Origin of the sequence: Silicimonas algicola (genome assembly GCF_003148765.1) — a bacterium.
Taxonomy (GTDB): domain Bacteria; phylum Pseudomonadota; class Alphaproteobacteria; order Rhodobacterales; family Rhodobacteraceae; genus Silicimonas; species Silicimonas algicola.
Genome location: NZ_QGGV01000001.1, coordinates 388,854 through 402,920, shown reverse-complemented (window position 1 = coordinate 402,920; position 14,067 = coordinate 388,854). Strand labels below are relative to the sequence as shown.

Annotated in this window: 19 protein-coding genes; 7 read left to right on the top strand and 12 right to left on the bottom strand. The window is 64.8% G+C overall.

Going from position 1 to position 14,067, the window contains the following annotated elements:
- Nucleotides 1–29: 29 nt before the first annotated feature.
- Complete coding sequence (locus C8D95_RS02020; RefSeq protein ID WP_241239786.1) at nt 30–656, top strand: thermonuclease family protein; 627 nt, start codon at nt 30–32, stop codon at nt 654–656.
- A gap of 1 nt (nt 657) precedes the next feature.
- On the opposite strand, the gene C8D95_RS02015 is transcribed toward C8D95_RS02020, so the two are convergent.
- Nucleotides 658–1,965: an HlyC/CorC family transporter gene (locus tag C8D95_RS02015; RefSeq protein WP_109757463.1), complete on the bottom strand. Its 1,308-nt coding sequence runs from the start codon at nt 1,963–1,965 to the stop codon at nt 658–660.
- 71 nt (nt 1,966–2,036) lie between these two features.
- On the opposite strand from C8D95_RS02015, the gene C8D95_RS02010 reads away from it, so the two are divergent.
- Nucleotides 2,037–2,843 carry a metallophosphoesterase family protein gene (locus tag C8D95_RS02010; protein ID WP_109757462.1) on the top strand — a complete coding sequence of 269 codons (807 nt, stop codon included), beginning with the start codon at nt 2,037–2,039 and terminating at the stop codon, nt 2,841–2,843.
- On the opposite strand, the gene C8D95_RS02005 is transcribed toward C8D95_RS02010, so the two are convergent.
- The 3 genes from C8D95_RS02005 to C8D95_RS22705 are packed head-to-tail and all read right to left on the bottom strand — an operon-like array spanning nt 2,819 to nt 5,419.
- Entirely contained in the window at nt 2,819–3,748 is a 930-nt protein-coding gene (locus C8D95_RS02005; RefSeq protein ID WP_109757461.1) for a site-specific tyrosine recombinase XerD, read from the bottom strand. The two genes, C8D95_RS02010 and C8D95_RS02005, sit on opposite strands and share 25 nt — an antisense overlap.
- Complete coding sequence (locus C8D95_RS02000) at nt 3,745–5,295, bottom strand: hypothetical protein (RefSeq protein ID WP_109757460.1); 1,551 nt, start codon at nt 5,293–5,295, stop codon at nt 3,745–3,747. The genes C8D95_RS02005 and C8D95_RS02000 overlap by 4 nt, the downstream gene beginning before the upstream one ends.
- Nucleotides 5,285–5,419, bottom strand: a complete 135-nt coding sequence (locus C8D95_RS22705) for a hypothetical protein (protein WP_277601033.1) — start codon at nt 5,417–5,419, stop codon at nt 5,285–5,287. Before C8D95_RS22705 ends, C8D95_RS02000 begins: the two co-directional genes overlap by 11 nt.
- A gap of 107 nt (nt 5,420–5,526) precedes the next feature.
- On the opposite strand from C8D95_RS22705, the gene C8D95_RS01995 reads away from it, so the two are divergent.
- From C8D95_RS01995 to C8D95_RS21890, 4 genes are all read left to right on the top strand, one after another.
- The gene (locus C8D95_RS01995; RefSeq protein ID WP_109757459.1) at nt 5,527–6,114 is read left to right on the top strand and encodes a shikimate kinase; all 588 of its coding nucleotides are present in this window, start codon (nt 5,527–5,529) and stop codon (nt 6,112–6,114) included.
- Entirely contained in the window at nt 6,108–7,223 is a 1,116-nt protein-coding gene (aroB, locus tag C8D95_RS01990) for a 3-dehydroquinate synthase (RefSeq protein ID WP_109757939.1), read from the top strand. The genes C8D95_RS01995 and aroB overlap by 7 nt, the downstream gene beginning before the upstream one ends.
- Nucleotides 7,223–8,116 carry a LysR family transcriptional regulator gene (locus C8D95_RS01985; RefSeq protein ID WP_109757458.1) on the top strand — a complete coding sequence of 298 codons (894 nt, stop codon included), beginning with the start codon at nt 7,223–7,225 and terminating at the stop codon, nt 8,114–8,116. Before aroB ends, C8D95_RS01985 begins: the two co-directional genes overlap by 1 nt.
- Before the next feature lie 93 nt (nt 8,117–8,209).
- Nucleotides 8,210–8,377: a hypothetical protein gene (locus tag C8D95_RS21890; protein WP_164721561.1), complete on the top strand. Its 168-nt coding sequence runs from the start codon at nt 8,210–8,212 to the stop codon at nt 8,375–8,377.
- 20 nt (nt 8,378–8,397) lie between these two features.
- Here C8D95_RS21890 and C8D95_RS01980 read toward each other — a convergent pair whose 3' ends face one another.
- The 7 genes from C8D95_RS01980 to C8D95_RS01950 all read right to left on the bottom strand — a co-directional run bounded on the left by C8D95_RS01980 (nt 8,398) and on the right by C8D95_RS01950 (nt 12,871).
- Entirely contained in the window at nt 8,398–8,796 is a 399-nt protein-coding gene (locus C8D95_RS01980) for a DoxX family protein (RefSeq protein WP_109757457.1), read from the bottom strand.
- 131 nt (nt 8,797–8,927) lie between these two features.
- The gene (gene ssb / locus C8D95_RS01975) at nt 8,928–9,422 is read right to left on the bottom strand and encodes a single-stranded DNA-binding protein (RefSeq protein ID WP_109757456.1); all 495 of its coding nucleotides are present in this window, start codon (nt 9,420–9,422) and stop codon (nt 8,928–8,930) included.
- Between the two features lie 99 nt (nt 9,423–9,521).
- Complete coding sequence (locus C8D95_RS01970) at nt 9,522–10,523, bottom strand: endonuclease/exonuclease/phosphatase family protein (RefSeq protein ID WP_109757455.1); 1,002 nt, start codon at nt 10,521–10,523, stop codon at nt 9,522–9,524.
- The gene (locus tag C8D95_RS01965; RefSeq protein ID WP_109757454.1) at nt 10,523–11,203 is read right to left on the bottom strand and encodes a molecular chaperone DjiA; all 681 of its coding nucleotides are present in this window, start codon (nt 11,201–11,203) and stop codon (nt 10,523–10,525) included. Before C8D95_RS01965 ends, C8D95_RS01970 begins: the two co-directional genes overlap by 1 nt.
- A gap of 10 nt (nt 11,204–11,213) precedes the next feature.
- The gene (locus tag C8D95_RS01960) at nt 11,214–11,714 is read right to left on the bottom strand and encodes a GNAT family N-acetyltransferase (protein WP_109757937.1); all 501 of its coding nucleotides are present in this window, start codon (nt 11,712–11,714) and stop codon (nt 11,214–11,216) included.
- Nucleotides 11,714–12,340 (bottom strand): VOC family protein, encoded by a 627-nt coding sequence (locus C8D95_RS01955; protein ID WP_109757938.1) that lies wholly within the window; start codon nt 12,338–12,340, stop codon nt 11,714–11,716. Before C8D95_RS01955 ends, C8D95_RS01960 begins: the two co-directional genes overlap by 1 nt.
- Before the next feature lie 78 nt (nt 12,341–12,418).
- The gene (locus C8D95_RS01950) at nt 12,419–12,871 is read right to left on the bottom strand and encodes an Lrp/AsnC family transcriptional regulator (protein ID WP_109757453.1); all 453 of its coding nucleotides are present in this window, start codon (nt 12,869–12,871) and stop codon (nt 12,419–12,421) included.
- 73 nt (nt 12,872–12,944) lie between these two features.
- Between C8D95_RS01950 and C8D95_RS01945 the strand changes: the two genes are divergently transcribed.
- Nucleotides 12,945–13,532 carry a LysE family translocator gene (locus tag C8D95_RS01945; RefSeq protein ID WP_109757452.1) on the top strand — a complete coding sequence of 196 codons (588 nt, stop codon included), beginning with the start codon at nt 12,945–12,947 and terminating at the stop codon, nt 13,530–13,532.
- Here C8D95_RS01945 and C8D95_RS01940 read toward each other — a convergent pair.
- A complete protein-coding gene (locus tag C8D95_RS01940; RefSeq protein ID WP_109757451.1) occupies nt 13,529–14,014 on the bottom strand; it encodes an MAPEG family protein in 486 nt (161 codons plus the stop codon). The genes C8D95_RS01945 and C8D95_RS01940 overlap by 4 nt on opposite strands.
- Nucleotides 14,015–14,067 lie beyond the last annotated feature (53 nt).

Here is a 14,067-nt window from a genome sequence, read left to right as displayed (position 1 = left end):
GTCGATGGGGCGGCAAGTATCGGTGCGACATGGGTTTTCTGGCCTTCCTGTTCCGTCCGCTGACGCGAGCGCCTTCGCGTCGTGGTCCACCCGACATCGTCGTGCGCGACGTTGTTCGGAATATGCCGACAAGGCCACGCTCCACTCCGACGTCTCGGGCGGTCACCGTTCCCCGACCGGAGTTCAAGCTCTCCGCTGCATCGCCATACCCGCGCCGCGAAGAGCGTGCGACGCGAGCGCATGCGGTGGCGGCGCATGCGCGACGGAATGGCCCACACCTTTTCAAAGGCAAGTGCTGGGTCATCGACGGCGACACGATCGTCATCGACAGTGTCCATATCCGGCTGGCGGGGATCGACGCGCCGGAACTGGATCATCCGTGGGGATTGAAAGCCAAGTGGGCGATGGTGGCTCTCTGCAAGGGCCAGATCGTGACAGCCAAGGTTTCGGGCGAGTTGTCCCACGATCGCGTGGTTGCCGTCTGCACGCTACCAGACGGTCGCGATCTGGCCGAGGAGCTGGTGAAGCAGGGACTGGCGCTCGATTGGGCAGCGTTCTCGGGCGGCAGGTACGCTTGCCATGAGCCAGATGGCGTCCGCAAACGGCTGTGGCGAGCCGCGGGCCGCCAGAAAGCCGACGCGCGGCGTCTGCATTGACCTAGAGTTTTCGGATCTTCAGCCGAGTGATGCGGTTTTCCCGCCGGTCGAGAATCTCGAAACGGAAACCGTGGAACGAGAAGACCTGACCCTTGACCGGGATCGTCTGCGCCTCGTGGATGACGAGGCCGGCGATGGTGTTCGCCTCGTCGTCCGGCAGTTGCCAGTCCATCGCGCGGTTGATGTCCCGTATGGTCATGGCGCCGTCGACGAGAACGTCTCCGGCTTCGGTCCGGCGGATCGGGTGGTCTTCGTCGATGTCAAATTCGTCGGTGATCTCGCCCACGATCTCCTCGAGGATATCCTCCAGCGTCAGAAGTCCCTGAAGCGTACCGTATTCATCGACCACCAGCGCGAAATGCGTGGCGCGCCGCAGGAACTGGCGCATCTGGTCATCGAGCGTCGCCGTCTCGGGGACGAAGTAGGGCTCCATCGCCACGTCCATGACGTCGAAGCCCTCGAAGGGTTCGTTGTTTGGCTGGACCGCGGCGTAGCGGGCGTAAATGGCGCGCAGCAGGTCCTTGGCGTGGAGGACCCCGATGATGTTCTCCTGCTCGTTGCGAAAGATCGGCAACCGCGTGTGCGAGGAGTTGAGACAGATTTCCAGGATCTCGCGCGGGGGCAGATCGGCATCGATCATGGCGATCTTCGAGCGATGGAGCATGATTTCCTCCACTGTCCGCTCTCCAAGGTCGAGGGCGCCCAGAATGCGGTCCCGGTGCTCTTTCTCGAGGACGCCTTCGGAATGGCCGAGTTGCAGAGCGCCCGCAATCTCTTCGTGGACCGACAGGATCCGGCTGTCGGGATCGACGCGGACACCGACGACGTAGAGAAGGCCGCGCACGATGGCCCGTACGGCTCCGACGACGGGAGCGAGCAGGAAGATCACCGCCTGAATGGGACGCGCGACCCGTGCCGCCGCCGTCTCGGCGTTCGAGATGGCGTAAGTCTTAGGGAGGACCTCGGCGAAGATCAGGACCAGAAGCGTCATCACGAGCGTCGCCAGGGCCACGCCGCTGTCCCCGAAAGCGCGGGTGAAAAGCGAAGTGGCAAGTGACGTCGCCGAGATGTTGACGAGGTTGTTCCCCAGGAGAACCGACCCGATCAGCCGTTCGCTGTCCTCGGTGACAACGAGCGCGCGCTCGGCACCGCGGTCTCCTTTTTCGGCGCGGGACTTCAACTTACCGCGAGAGGCAGCGGTCAGGGCCGTCTCAGACCCCGAGAAGAAGGCCGACATGACGAGAAGAAGCAGGATCGCTCCGGAGACGATCCAGTAGGTGGCGTCGAGGGGCGTCGCTACGCTGTCCATCTGGCTTTGCGTTCCTTGGAATTTCAGTTCTTATGAGGCTTGGACCACGCGCGTTCAAGGGAGAGCAGGCCATGCGCATCGCAGACTTCGGGCGCATCTCCGGGCCGGTGGCGCTCTTTGGCGGACCTTATTCCAACCTCCAGGCGACCGAAGCTTTTCTAGCCGAGACACGCGGCCTTGCCGCAATTTGCACCGGCGATGTCGTGGCCTACGGGGCGGACGCTGCCGCCACCGTCGCCTTGGTGCGCGAGGCGGGACTACCGGTCGTGGCCGGCAATTGCGAACGCCAGGTCGCACGGGGAGCGGAGGATTGCGGCTGCGGTTTCGAAACCGGCAGCGCCTGCGACCTTCTTTCGCGCGGCTGGTATCCTGCGGCACTCGAGGCTTGCGACGAGACGGCACGCGCATGGATGGCCGACCTCCCTGACATGGGCGTCTTCGAACAGGACGGGCGACGGTATGCCGTGATCCACGGGGGCGCTACGGAAATCTCGCGCTTCATCTGGCCGTCATCGCCGGAAGGACACTTCGCAGAAGAGATACAGGCGGTCGAAGCCGTGGTGGGGCCTGTAGACGGGATTGTCGCGGGACATTGCGGTATCGCGTTTCAGCGGCGGGTCGCGGGGCGTCATTGGATCAACGCGGGCGTCATTGGCCTGCCGCCCCACGACGGACGCCCCGAGACGCGGTACGCCGTTCTCGATGCCGGAGAGGTGGTGGTCCAGCGGCTGTCCTACGATCACACTGGCGCGCTGGCGGCGATGGAACGAAAGGGACTGACCCAAGGCTATGAATTGACGCTAGCCAACGGCATCTGGCCCTCGGAAGACGTCCTCCCGGAGGAAATTCGCCGTCAGCCGTCGGCTGCCAAAGGATGATGGTCGAGGACGAGGTCTTTAAGCCTGTCCTCCAGCACATGCGTGTAGATCTCGGTCGTCGAGACGTCTGCATGGCCCAGAAGCGTCTGGATCGCGCGGAGGTCGGCACCTCGGGCAAGAAGATGCGTCGCGAACGCATGGCGGAGGGTATGGGGTGTGACCTTGGAGGCCATCACTCCGCCCGCGACGGCAAGCTCCTTGATGAGCAGGTAGAAGCGGTGCCGCGTCAGGTGCCCTTCCTTGCCACGCGACGGAAAAAGGAAGCGCGAGCCGGGCGTCCCCTTTTCAGTCCGGGCGGCCTCAGCGATTTCGTCGCGATATGTCAGCCACGCGGCCAGCGCCTTCCGCGCGGGCGGCGAAAGAGGAACCATCCGCTCCTTCCCGCCCTTCCCGCGGACGAGCAGAACGCGCGGGTCGCCGCGCGCAGCTGAAACGGGAAGCGAGACGAGTTCACTCACGCGCATACCCGTGGCGTACAGGACTTCGACGAGGCAGGTGTTTCGCGTGCGGTCCGGCACGCGGCCCGTGGTGCGGGCCGCCTCCAGAAGGCAGTCGACCTCGGCCTCGGTGAGGATCTTCGGCAGCCGCTTCTCCTTCGCCGGACCCTTGATGCGGATCGCGGGATTGTCCGTGCGCCAGCCTTCCTCGAAAGCGAAGCGGAAAAACTGCCGGACTGCGGACAGGCGGCGCGCGCGCGTCGCCCGCGACAACCCTTGAGCCTCGAGGTGGATGAGGTAGGTCTCGATCTGGTCCTGGCTTGCCTCGAGCGCGCCTGTGCCGCGCCCCTTCATCCAGGCGGCGAAGTCCTTGAGGTCGCGCGCATAGGCCAGCCGGGTGTTGACGGCTGCGTCCAGCTCGGCCGCCTGCGCGTCGAGAAAGGCCGAGATGCGGTGTTCGACGCTCATGCGGCTCCTTCCATCAGGACGAGTTCCACCGCCACCTGTCTTGCCAGTGCCTCTAGCCCCAGATGCCGCAGAAGCGCGAGCGATTGCGCCGTCAGGTCGGGATTGCCGGCCGCGCCGTCCATGAGCTGGGAGACGGCGCGCAAAAGCGCCTCGCCCGCGCGGCTGTCCTCGACCAGAGCCTTGTAAGCCTCGCCGGGGCCAAGAGCCGACAGACCGCGCAGTGCGGCACGGTCGAGGGGCGCGAAGCCGGGCGGCGTCCCCCCCTGTCCGGTGGCGAGATCCAGGAGAAACTTGTCTTCGCGCGACTGTGTGGCAAAGCGCGCTGCGATGTCGGGGCTTGCGGCGAGAAGGGCTATCTCGAATGCAACGTGCGCAGCCGGACCCTTCAGATCGAGCGAGGAAAGCCGCGGCGCGGCCCAGGCGGCGAAGCCTGGCGCATAGCCACCTTCGGCCGCGGCTTCGAAGGCGTCGGGCAATGTTTCAGTGACGGCGTCGACGTCCTGCGACCTGATAGCCTCGTCAGCCGCGTGCAGCTTTGCCACGCGGTCCCAGACACCGCCAGATGCAGCCGCCTTCCGCTCGGAGAAGACGCCCAGAAGTGTTGCCACGGACATGGCATCGACCGCAGCCAAGCGTTCCGCCGCGCGGACACGGGCCTGCCAGCCCACGGTGTCGGTCAGATCGGCGGCGGTGAAGGCGACGGGGAGCCTGTCGGTCGGGATACGCTCGCCCACGGCTTCGTAGATGCGGAACTGCAGAGGCGTGGGAAGCGTGGGCGCCGGCGGGATCGGCTCGCCTTCGAAAAGCTCGGGGTCGAGGAAATGACGCATCAACGCATCCTCGTCGTCGCTGAGTATTCCAAGCGCCTGGGCATTGCCGAGCGTCAGGGCCGCCACGTCCCACTTACCGAGACGGGCGAGGCAGAAGATACGCGCCATGTAGGTCGGCGAAATGTCGGGCGTCTCGTCGATGTCGAGGCAGGCGTTTGTTTCGGTCCCCTTCAGAAGGGCGATATCGAAGGCACGTCGGAAGCGTTTTGGTTCGGGCGCCCCGGCTTCGCGGATCAGCGCGTCGGCGGCGTCGAGATGTCCCACGCCAAGAAGACGGTCGATCCGCGCGAGATAGAGGCTGTCGTCGACCATCGCATCCACCGGCGGGTCCAGACGGACGACCATGAGATCGTGCAGGAAACGGCGCAGCGACGGAGGACCAGACGCGCCGTCGGGCAAGGCCGAAATGGCGCGGGCGAGATCGGCAGCCGAGGAGCGGCCCCAGATGTCGGGCGCGAGGCCCAAGGTCCGCGCATCGACAAGGCCCGCCCGGTCGGGTCCAGCCGCCTCGATCGGTGCGACGGCGATGGCGGGAGGCAGGCTTGCAGGCGCTTCTTCCGCTGGAGCGGCGACTGTCTCGGGCAGGTCAATGGAATCGGACAGCCAGTCGATAGCCGACAAGGGTGCGTCCTCGGCGGCCTGCACCACCGTCCCGGCCAGAAGCGCCGCGACCGCAAGGACGGCACCACGGCCCACGTTCCGCCCGTCAGTTGCCATCCAGAACAACCGGCTGGCTCACGTCCGTCTGCTGAGGCGAGAGATCGCCGAGATAGGCGTAGCCCAGCACTGCCGTGCCGACGAGCACGGCCAGAGTAAAGAGTATCTTCAGCAGTCGCAGCATTCCCACAAAACCTTCTGCCTCTGCCCCGAACACATGGGGTCTCTGCCGCGTGAACGCGGTTCTTTCCCGATTTATAACTGGTCTTTTCCGGAAGATCACGCCATTCAGTGCGGCGGACCCGGAATGTTGCTCAGGACGCTGCCGAATTGCCATCGCGGCTCAAGAAAACCATCGCCCTCGTCGGAATGATGGGCGCGGGCAAGACCGCCATCGGCACGGCGCTCGCGCGGCGGCTGGACGTCCCGTTTCTGGACAGCGATGTCGAAATCGAACGCGCAGCAAACCAGAGCATCGCCGAGATCTTCGCGCGTGACGGAGAGCCTTTTTTTCGCGAGCGCGAGACGCAGGTCATCGGCCGTCTCCTTGAAGGTCCGCCGAGTGTGCTGTCGACCGGCGGCGGCGCGTTCCTCAGGGCGCAGAACCGCGAGATGATCTCGACGCGCGGAATCTCGGTCTGGCTGAGGGCGGAACTCGACCTCCTGTGGCAGCGGGTGAAGCACAAGTCGACGCGGCCCCTACTGCGGACGCCCGATCCCAAGGCGACACTGGCGGCGATCCAGGCCGAACGCGACCCGGTCTATGCCATGGCCGATGTGGTCGTCGACGCCAACGCGAGCTACACCATCGAAGACATGACCGAACGCGTCCTCGCCGCCCTGAAGGCAAGGCCCGACGTTCTGGAGCCGCTATCATGACGGAGACCATTCGGGTTCCCTTGGGCGAGCGCGCTTACGACGTCCGCGTCGGGCGCGGCCTGATCGCGCGCGCTGGCGCCGAGATCGCTCCGCTTCTGGCCCGGAAGCGCGTGGCCGTTCTGACCGACGAAACCGTGGCCAAGGCGCAGGGCGCCGTGCTGGAGGCCGGGCTGGCCGAGCGGCAGATCGTAGCGACGACCCTTGCCCTTCCGCCTGGCGAGGCGACGAAGAACTGGGCCAATCTTCAGCGGACGGTGGAGTGGCTCTTGTCCGAGAAGATCGAGCGCCGCGATGTTCTCGTCGCGCTGGGCGGCGGGGTGATCGGCGATCTCGGGGGGTTTGCGGCGGCGATCCTGCGACGCGGCATCCGCTTCGTGCAAGTGCCGACCTCGCTTCTTGCGCAGGTCGACAGTTCGGTCGGCGGAAAGACGGGCATAAATTCGCCGCAGGGCAAGAACCTTGTCGGTGCCTTTCATCAGCCGTCGCTGGTCCTTGCCGATATCGATGCGCTCGACACCCTGCCCCGCCGAGACTTCCTGGCCGGCTACGGAGAGGTCGTGAAGTACGGGCTTCTGGGGGACGCCGGGTTCTTTGATTGGCTCGAGACCAACGGCCCCGCGCTGGCATCGGGCGACCGCGATCTGCGCGCCCAGGCCGTGCGGCGGTCGGTCGAGATGAAGGCCGAGATCGTCGCCCGCGACGAGACCGAGCAGGGAGACCGTGCGCTTCTGAACCTGGGCCACACCTTTTGTCACGCGCTCGAGAAGGCGACCGGCTATTCCGACCGGCTTCTTCACGGCGAAGGTGTCGCAATCGGTTGCGCGCTGGCGTTCGAGCTGTCTTCACGTCTTGGCCTTTGTCCGCAAGAAGAGCCAAGCCGCGTGCGCCAGCATCTCCGCGAGATGGGGATGAAGGTGGACCTGTCCGACATCCCGGGCGAGCTCCCCGACACCGAGACGCTGATCGGCTTGATGGGTCAGGACAAGAAGGTCATAGACGGACGCCTGCGTTTCATCCTCTCCCGCAGGATCGGACAGACCTTCGTGGCTGACGACGTCCCGGCCGACGTCCTTCGTGGCGTTTTGAACGACGCTCTCAGCGTTCGCTGATGCCCGACATCCGCGACATGCAGCTTCTCGCGGCTCTGGCACGACACCGCCACTTCGCGCGCGCCGCGGACGATTGCGGGATTTCGCAGCCCGCCTTCTCGGCCCGCATCCGAAACATGGAACTTGAGCTCGACGTCCAGATCGTGCGGCGCGGGAACCGCTTCCAGGGCTTCACCGAAGAAGGCGAGATCGTCCTGAAATGGGCGCGGCGCATACTGTCCGATGCGGATGGGCTGAAGCAGGAGCTGGAACTTGCCCGAGGCAAGATCTCGGGTCGGCTGTCGGTCGGCGTGATTCCGACCGCGCTCGCGTTCGTGGCTCCGTTGCCTGCGCGCCTGCGTGCCCTTCATCCCGACATTTCCATGCAGGTCTTCTCGTTGACCACTGCGCGGATCCATCAGGGGCTCGAAGACTATTCGCTCGACGCCGGCATCGGATACCTCGAAGGGCCACGTCCGGCCGCGCTCGCTCCGGCAGAACTGCTGTACGAAGAACGCTACGTCCTGTTGGCGCCGACCGAACTCGCCCCCGGCTCCGACGGGGACGTCACCTGGGCCGAAGCGGCCGAACTGCCGCTGTCGATGCTGACGCGGGACATGCGGAACCGCCGGTTTCTGGACGAAGTGTTCGAAGCTCACGTCGGACGCGCCCCGCAACCCGTTCTGGAAACCAACGACCTGACGACGCTTCTCGCCCAGGTCGAACGCGGCGTGTCGACTGCCATCGTGCCCGAGGTTCTGGCCGACAGCCTGTCGACGTCGGAAGATGTCGTTCGGCTGAGACTGACCGATCCGGATATCACCACTCCGGTGGGCCTACTTCTGACAGACCGCGATCCCCGTCCTCCAGCCGTCAACGCGCTGGCGAACCTGCTTCGGAAAGCCGTACGATAGCGTCAGGCGAAGATATCTTCGGGCATTGCGATTTGAGTTAACGTCCGTTCGAGGCTTTGTGTCCTTTCAAATATCAACGAAAGGACCAACAAGATGACTGACATCGCTTTCACTTCGATCCGTCCGGCCGAAAGCGCAGGCAATCTCAACCTCGCCCGCACAATCGTCCATGCCTACTGGTGGGCTCAGTCCGTGACGCGTACCTACGCTCGCACCAACGATGTTGTGCGGAGCGTCTCCAAGGCGGAAGTGATCGTCTGAAGACGCTCCGAGATTAGACATCAGGCGGTGGCGTTCCGGCCGCGGCCGTTGTCCAGCGCAAAGGCTCCCGGGCCCGCAAAGACAATGTACAGGAACACGAAGCAGAACATGATGGCGAGTTCGCCGCCGTTCTGCACTGGATAGACCGAGCTCGGCGCATGGAACATCCAGTAGGCGACGGCCATCATGCCCGACAGGACGAAAGCCACAGGACGGGTGAAAAGCCCGAGGATCAGAAGCAGCCCGCCCACGAGTTCAAGGATGCCGCCGAGTCCAAAGAGCGAGAACAATTCCGGCTGCGGCATCTCGCTGGCCGGAAAGCCGAGAAGCTTTTGAGTGCCGTGCTGAATGAAGAGAAGGGCCGCGACGATGCGGAGGAGGCCCAGCATATGCGGGGCATATCGGTCGAGTGTCGTCATGGTAGAGGGTCCTAACTTGAAAAAAGAGGCCTGGTCAGCCGTGCGGCGGTCAACCTAAACACTCTGCGCTCAAGTGAAATGTGCGATTTCAAAGAGACCCTGTGCGGGACGCAGGACGTCTGGCGCGGAACTCAGAACGGGATTTCGTCGTCCAGATCCTGCGTCGAAGGGGAGCGACCGCCCTGGTCGCCGCCGCGGTCGTCCTGGCTGCCGCCACCGCCGCCATAGCTGCCCCGATCATCGTCATAGCTGCCGCCACCGCCGCCTCCGTCGCCGCGACCGTCAAGAAGCGTCAGTTCGCCCCTGTAGGGCCGAAGCACGACCTCGGTGGAATAGCGGTCCTGGCCGGACTGGTCCTGCCATTTCCGGGTCTCGAGTTGGCCCTCGATATACACCTTCGAGCCCTTCTTCAGATATTGCTCGGCGATGCGGGCCAGCGGCTCCGAGAAGATCGCGACCGAGTGCCACTCGGTCTTCTCGCGCCTTTCGCCGGAATTGCGGTCCTTCCAGTTCTCGGAGGTGGCAATACGCAGGTTGCAGACCTTGCCGCCGTTCTGGAAGGTACGGACCTCGGGGTCGCGGCCCAGATTGCCCACCAGGATGACCTTGTTCACCGAACCCGCCATGTCACGCCTCCATCGAATCTGACCAGCCTTTGGCGGACCCTAACTGCCGTACCCTTGGTTAACAACGGATGAAAACCCGAGAGGGCCGGCTGCCGCCGGTCAGGCGATGTCCAGTTCGATGGACACGGGAAAGTGGTCCGACGCGGTCAGAAGGGCGCTTCGCAATTCCGGCACTTCGTCGCAGACAGGGTCGTCGAAGGGATGCCAAATTCGCCAGTTTCGCGCCTTGTCGCGCAGGTCGGGGGACACCATGACATAGTCGAGAAGCGTCTGCATCCACCGCTTTCGGTCCGCCATCCAGAAGCGCGCAGAAGCCGGGAGGAAACCCCCCACGGGTCGCCGCAGCAACGCCTCCGCATGAGCGTCGTAGAGCCGGGGTTCCCCTTCCTGCCCCATCACGATCTCGACGCCCGAGCGGCCGAACAGCTTTTCATACTCGTCGAGGCCCGGGCCGTCGTTGAAATCCCCAAGGACTACAAGGGACTGGCCCGCATCGAGATGATCCTCGACGCGCTCACGCAGCCAGATGCACTGGGCCAGCTGCTTGCGCCGGTTGTCGATGGCGATGCGCATGGCGTGGTCCGGCCGCCGCGCGCCGTGCGGCGCCTTCGACTTCGCGTGGACACCGATCATCCTCAGAGACGTGCCGCCGCGAGCGGTCACAAGAAGCTCAAGCGGAGGTTTGGACCATCGCACCCTTTCCGGCTCGGCATCGACGTCGAGGTCGATGGCGTATTCCTGGTCGAACCGGGGAGAGCCGACAGGGTCATGGACCGCCGTCATAACTTGCGGGTCGAAGAGAAGGGCGATTTCCTGCTGCGTCTCGTTGGCGAAACCGATCACTGCGCGTGAGGTCCGAAGGTTCATCGTTCGCGCAAACGCCTCCAGCGCCGCCACGCCATCCCTGCGGCGATGGCTGTCGGGTGCCTCGATCACCATGATCGCATCGGCGTCGAGCGCGGTGAAGACGATTCCCAGAGCCTCGATCTGCTGGTGCCTGCGGACGTCGTGACGGCCGGACCAGCCGTGATCGTCGAGAAGCCGCCCATGGTCGTCGAAGAGGTTCGAGAACCATTCGACGTTGTAGGTGGCGATGCGCATCAAGCCCGGCCTTCGCGGATCTCTTCCCAGGCGCGGTTCACGACGACGAGGCGCGCTTCGGCCAGCTTGACAGCCTCTCGCGGAACGCCGCGGGCGATCATCCGGTCGGGATGGGCCTCGCGGACCAGCGCGCGCCAGGCCTTGCGGACGTCCTCTACCGGCGTGCCGGGATCGACGCCCAGAACCTCCCAGGGGTCGGGCTGGCAGTCGGGCACGAAGCGCGCGCGAATGCTTCGGAACGCACGGTCCGACACGCCGAAGATGCGCGCGACGCGGGACAGGAAATCGTCCTCCGCGGGGTGATAGTCGCCATCGGCGACTGCGATGTGGAAGAGACCCTCGAGAAGATCGGCAAGCGGGCCTTCGGCATCACTGAACATCGCCGCGACGCGTGTCGCATAGACGTCGAACCCCGCCACGTCCTGCCGCGCTAGATTGAACACGCGGGCAGCGGCGGCTTCGTCGGCGGCGGCGATCGTGAAGACCTCGCGGAAGGCAGCGACTTCGTTGCGGGTCACGCGGCCGTCGGCCTTGGCCATCTTCGCCCCAAGCGCGATCACGGCGATGGTAAAGCCCACGGTGCGTTCGGGCGGCGTGCGCAGACGATCGAAGACCGCAGACAGACCCTCACCCGACCGCAGGGCTCCAAGGGCCTGTGTGATGCGTGTCCAGATCGACATGCGGCGCACCCTAGTCGCTGGCGTCCCCTGCGTCACCCAGCCATTTCCGCATCAGGATCAGGTCCATCCAGCGTCCGAACTTGAAGCCGACCGAGGGCAGCCTAGCGACCTCCTCGAAGCCCGCGCGGGCATGGAAAGCCAGCCCCGCCGCGTTCTCACCCGAGACGCCCGCCCACATCGAGCCCACGCCTGTGCGTCGCGCACGGTCGAGCGCGGCCTCGATCAGAAGGCGCCCGGTTCCCTGGCCCCGCGCGTCCGGTGCAAGGACGATCGAATGCTCCATGGTACGCGCGTATCCAGGACCCTTTCGAAACTGGTCGTAGGAGACGAAGCCCGCGACGCGGCCGGCATCGTCCTCGGCGACAAGGAAGCAGGGTGCTGCCGCAATGGCCGCGACGATTTCCGCCTCGGTCTTCTCGAGCGACGTGAATGTCACGGCGGTGTCGCGGATGATCGGGTTCTGGATCGCCAGAACGGCGGTCGCATCCTCTTTCCGCGCAGGCCGTATGATCACGCGAGGATCCTGTTGCCCTCGGGCGTGGCGATGGTCGCGATGAGACGCTTTTCCGGTCCTTCGCGAAGCGACACTCGGTCGACGGAATGAAGCGCGGGAAACGCCGCAAGAAGCTTGTCGGCCTCGGGGTGGAACACGTCGAGGCGCGTCAGGCGGAAGCCGTGGTCCGGCAGGCGTTTCGCAGGGTGAAAGCCTTCGGGCCATTCGATCAAGGCCGGCATGGCATCATCGAAGGGCAGCCGGCCGAATTCGGTGACGCCCATCCACCAGTGAATGTCGCCCCGCGACATCTTCGCGACCGTCCCGCTTCCGGCCGGGGCGGCGGCCAGCGCATTGTCGAGGTGGTCGGTGCGGCAGATCCAGTTGGTCATCCGCGGCGCCGCCGAGAAGGAATCGAGGTTGAACCAGCGGCGATGCGAAGGCCTCGAGGCCTCGGGGTCCACTGCGATGACCTCGAGATACGTGCGGTCGCCAAGCGACAGAAGGCGATTGTGCGTGCCCATGTCGGGATGTTTACCGCCAGTCGACAGCTTCGCCCCCAGGACCGCCTCGACATAGGCGGTGCCCTCGTCGAGCGTGCGTGCGACCACCGCGACGTGGTCAAGGGCCAGGTGGAATCGCATGGCGAACTCAATGACGCGCGAACCCCCGGTCTCGCAAGAGAAATTCATTCTACGACATGTTTCCGCGCGTGACTTCGCTCAGGCACGCTCGTCCTTCGGCGAGTCCATGACAACGTAGGTGGTCAGGGACCTCACCTGCGGAAGCGTGCCCAGAACGTCCGAATGCAGCGTCTTGTAGGATGCGAGATCCGACGTCTCGACCCGAAGCAGATACTCGACCGTGCCCGTGATGTTGTGGCATTCGCGGACTTCCGGCGCCCGCGCAGCCGCTCTCTCGAAAGCCTGCTGCGCCGCTTTCGTGTGCTCGGAAAGCCCGACCGCAACATAGGCCACGAAGCCGCGGTCGAGCGCCGCTCCGTCGAGTACCGCGCGATAGCCACGGATCACGCCGCTGCGTTCAAGCTCCTGCACGCGGCGGAGGCAGGCAGAAGGCGAAAGGCCGACGCGTTCCGCAAGCTCGGTGTTGGGCAGGCGACCGTCTGCGGACAGAACCTGCAATATCCGACTATTGATGGGGTCGATCTTGGCCATTCGTTGTCCAATATATCGCTTCCTGCAGATCTTCGCAATCAAACCCTAATGAAGTTGGTGTAGCATTGCTCGCATGACACCTGATATCCTCCTCGCCCTCGCTGGCTTTGCTCTCGTCACCTCGGTCACACCGGGGCCGAACAACCTGATGTTGATGGCGTCGGGCGCAAACTTCGGATTCCGTCGCAGCGTGCCGCATATGCTGGGGATCAGCCTTGGTCACATGCTGATGATGGTGCTGATCGGCCTGGGCCTGTTCCGTGTCTTCGAGGCGTACCCGGTGCTGCATTTGGCTATGAAGGTCCTGGGTGGCGGCTATCTCCTCGTTCTCGCCTGGAAGATCCTGCGCGCCGCGCCGCCCGAAGCCTCCGAGGCTTCGGGTAGCCCGATGAGTTTTCTGCAAGCGGCAGCTTTCCAGTGGGTCAACCCGAAGGGCTGGTTCATGGCTCTGACGGCAATGACCGTCTACGCCCCGCCCGACAGTGCGCTCGCGGTTCTCGCTGTGTCCGCCGTCTTCGCTGTCGTCAACCTGCCCTCGGTGAGCCTCTGGACCCTACTCGGGCGCGAGGTGAGGCGCCTGCTGACGAGCGCTGCACGGCTTCGCGCGTTCAACTGGACGATGGCGGCGCTTCTGGTCCTGTCGCTGGCGACAATCCTCTAGGTGAGCAGACGCCAAAGCGTCCAGAGCGTGGCCAAAACCGTTGGATAGAAACTCGCTGCGAAGCCGAAAGCCCGAAGCGGCGGCGAGAGGTGATAGCCGATCCAGAACGCCAGCCGAGCAACGCCGAACGCAACCCCAATGACGACTACCGTCACCCCGCCGAGCCATGACGCCACGAACGGCCAGAGCAGCAGGGCGAGGACGCATTGTTCGACCGTGTTCGTCAGAACCCGCTGGTCGATCTCGGCACCCGAGCCCGGGACGTAGGGTTGACCGTCGATGATGGCGTTGTCGAAGAAGCGCCGCTGCGCAAGGCGGCCGACGAGCAGCATCAGGAAAAGCCCGGCTGGCAGGAAGGCGTAGATCAGCGCGATGTTCAGGGGCAGGAAGGGCTGCGGACCGTAGGACGGACCGATCACGACCCCGACAGACCAAAGCGCGCCGGCTGCCATGCCGATCAGGATCCTGCCACGCCTACCCATAACTGCTCTCCAGGCTTCTTCTGTCCCAAGGTATTCCGGAGGAGCGTGAAGGG

Coding starts and splice junctions, on each gene's coding strand:
- C8D95_RS02020 (WP_241239786.1), top strand. CDS start 30: ATGGGTTTTCTGGCCTTCCTGTTCCGTCCGCTGACGCGAGCGCCTTCG.
- C8D95_RS02015 (WP_109757463.1), bottom strand. CDS start 1,965: ATGGACAGCGTAGCGACGCCCCTCGACGCCACCTACTGGATCGTCTCC.
- C8D95_RS02010 (WP_109757462.1), top strand. CDS start 2,037: ATGCGCATCGCAGACTTCGGGCGCATCTCCGGGCCGGTGGCGCTCTTT.
- C8D95_RS02005 (WP_109757461.1), bottom strand. CDS start 3,748: ATGAGCGTCGAACACCGCATCTCGGCCTTTCTCGACGCGCAGGCGGCC.
- C8D95_RS02000 (WP_109757460.1), bottom strand. CDS start 5,295: ATGGCAACTGACGGGCGGAACGTGGGCCGTGGTGCCGTCCTTGCGGTC.
- C8D95_RS22705 (WP_277601033.1), bottom strand. CDS start 5,419: ATGCTGCGACTGCTGAAGATACTCTTTACTCTGGCCGTGCTCGTCGGC.
- C8D95_RS01985 (WP_109757458.1), top strand. CDS start 7,223: ATGCCCGACATCCGCGACATGCAGCTTCTCGCGGCTCTGGCACGACAC.
- C8D95_RS21890 (WP_164721561.1), top strand. CDS start 8,210: ATGACTGACATCGCTTTCACTTCGATCCGTCCGGCCGAAAGCGCAGGC.
- C8D95_RS01980 (WP_109757457.1), bottom strand. CDS start 8,796: ATGACGACACTCGACCGATATGCCCCGCATATGCTGGGCCTCCTCCGC.
- ssb (WP_109757456.1), bottom strand. CDS start 9,422: ATGGCGGGTTCGGTGAACAAGGTCATCCTGGTGGGCAATCTGGGCCGC.
- C8D95_RS01970 (WP_109757455.1), bottom strand. CDS start 10,523: ATGCGCATCGCCACCTACAACGTCGAATGGTTCTCGAACCTCTTCGAC.
- C8D95_RS01965 (WP_109757454.1), bottom strand. CDS start 11,203: ATGTCGATCTGGACACGCATCACACAGGCCCTTGGAGCCCTGCGGTCG.
- C8D95_RS01955 (WP_109757938.1), bottom strand. CDS start 12,340: ATGCGATTCCACCTGGCCCTTGACCACGTCGCGGTGGTCGCACGCACG.
- C8D95_RS01950 (WP_109757453.1), bottom strand. CDS start 12,871: ATGGCCAAGATCGACCCCATCAATAGTCGGATATTGCAGGTTCTGTCC.
- C8D95_RS01945 (WP_109757452.1), top strand. CDS start 12,945: ATGACACCTGATATCCTCCTCGCCCTCGCTGGCTTTGCTCTCGTCACC.
- C8D95_RS01940 (WP_109757451.1), bottom strand. CDS start 14,014: ATGGGTAGGCGTGGCAGGATCCTGATCGGCATGGCAGCCGGCGCGCTT.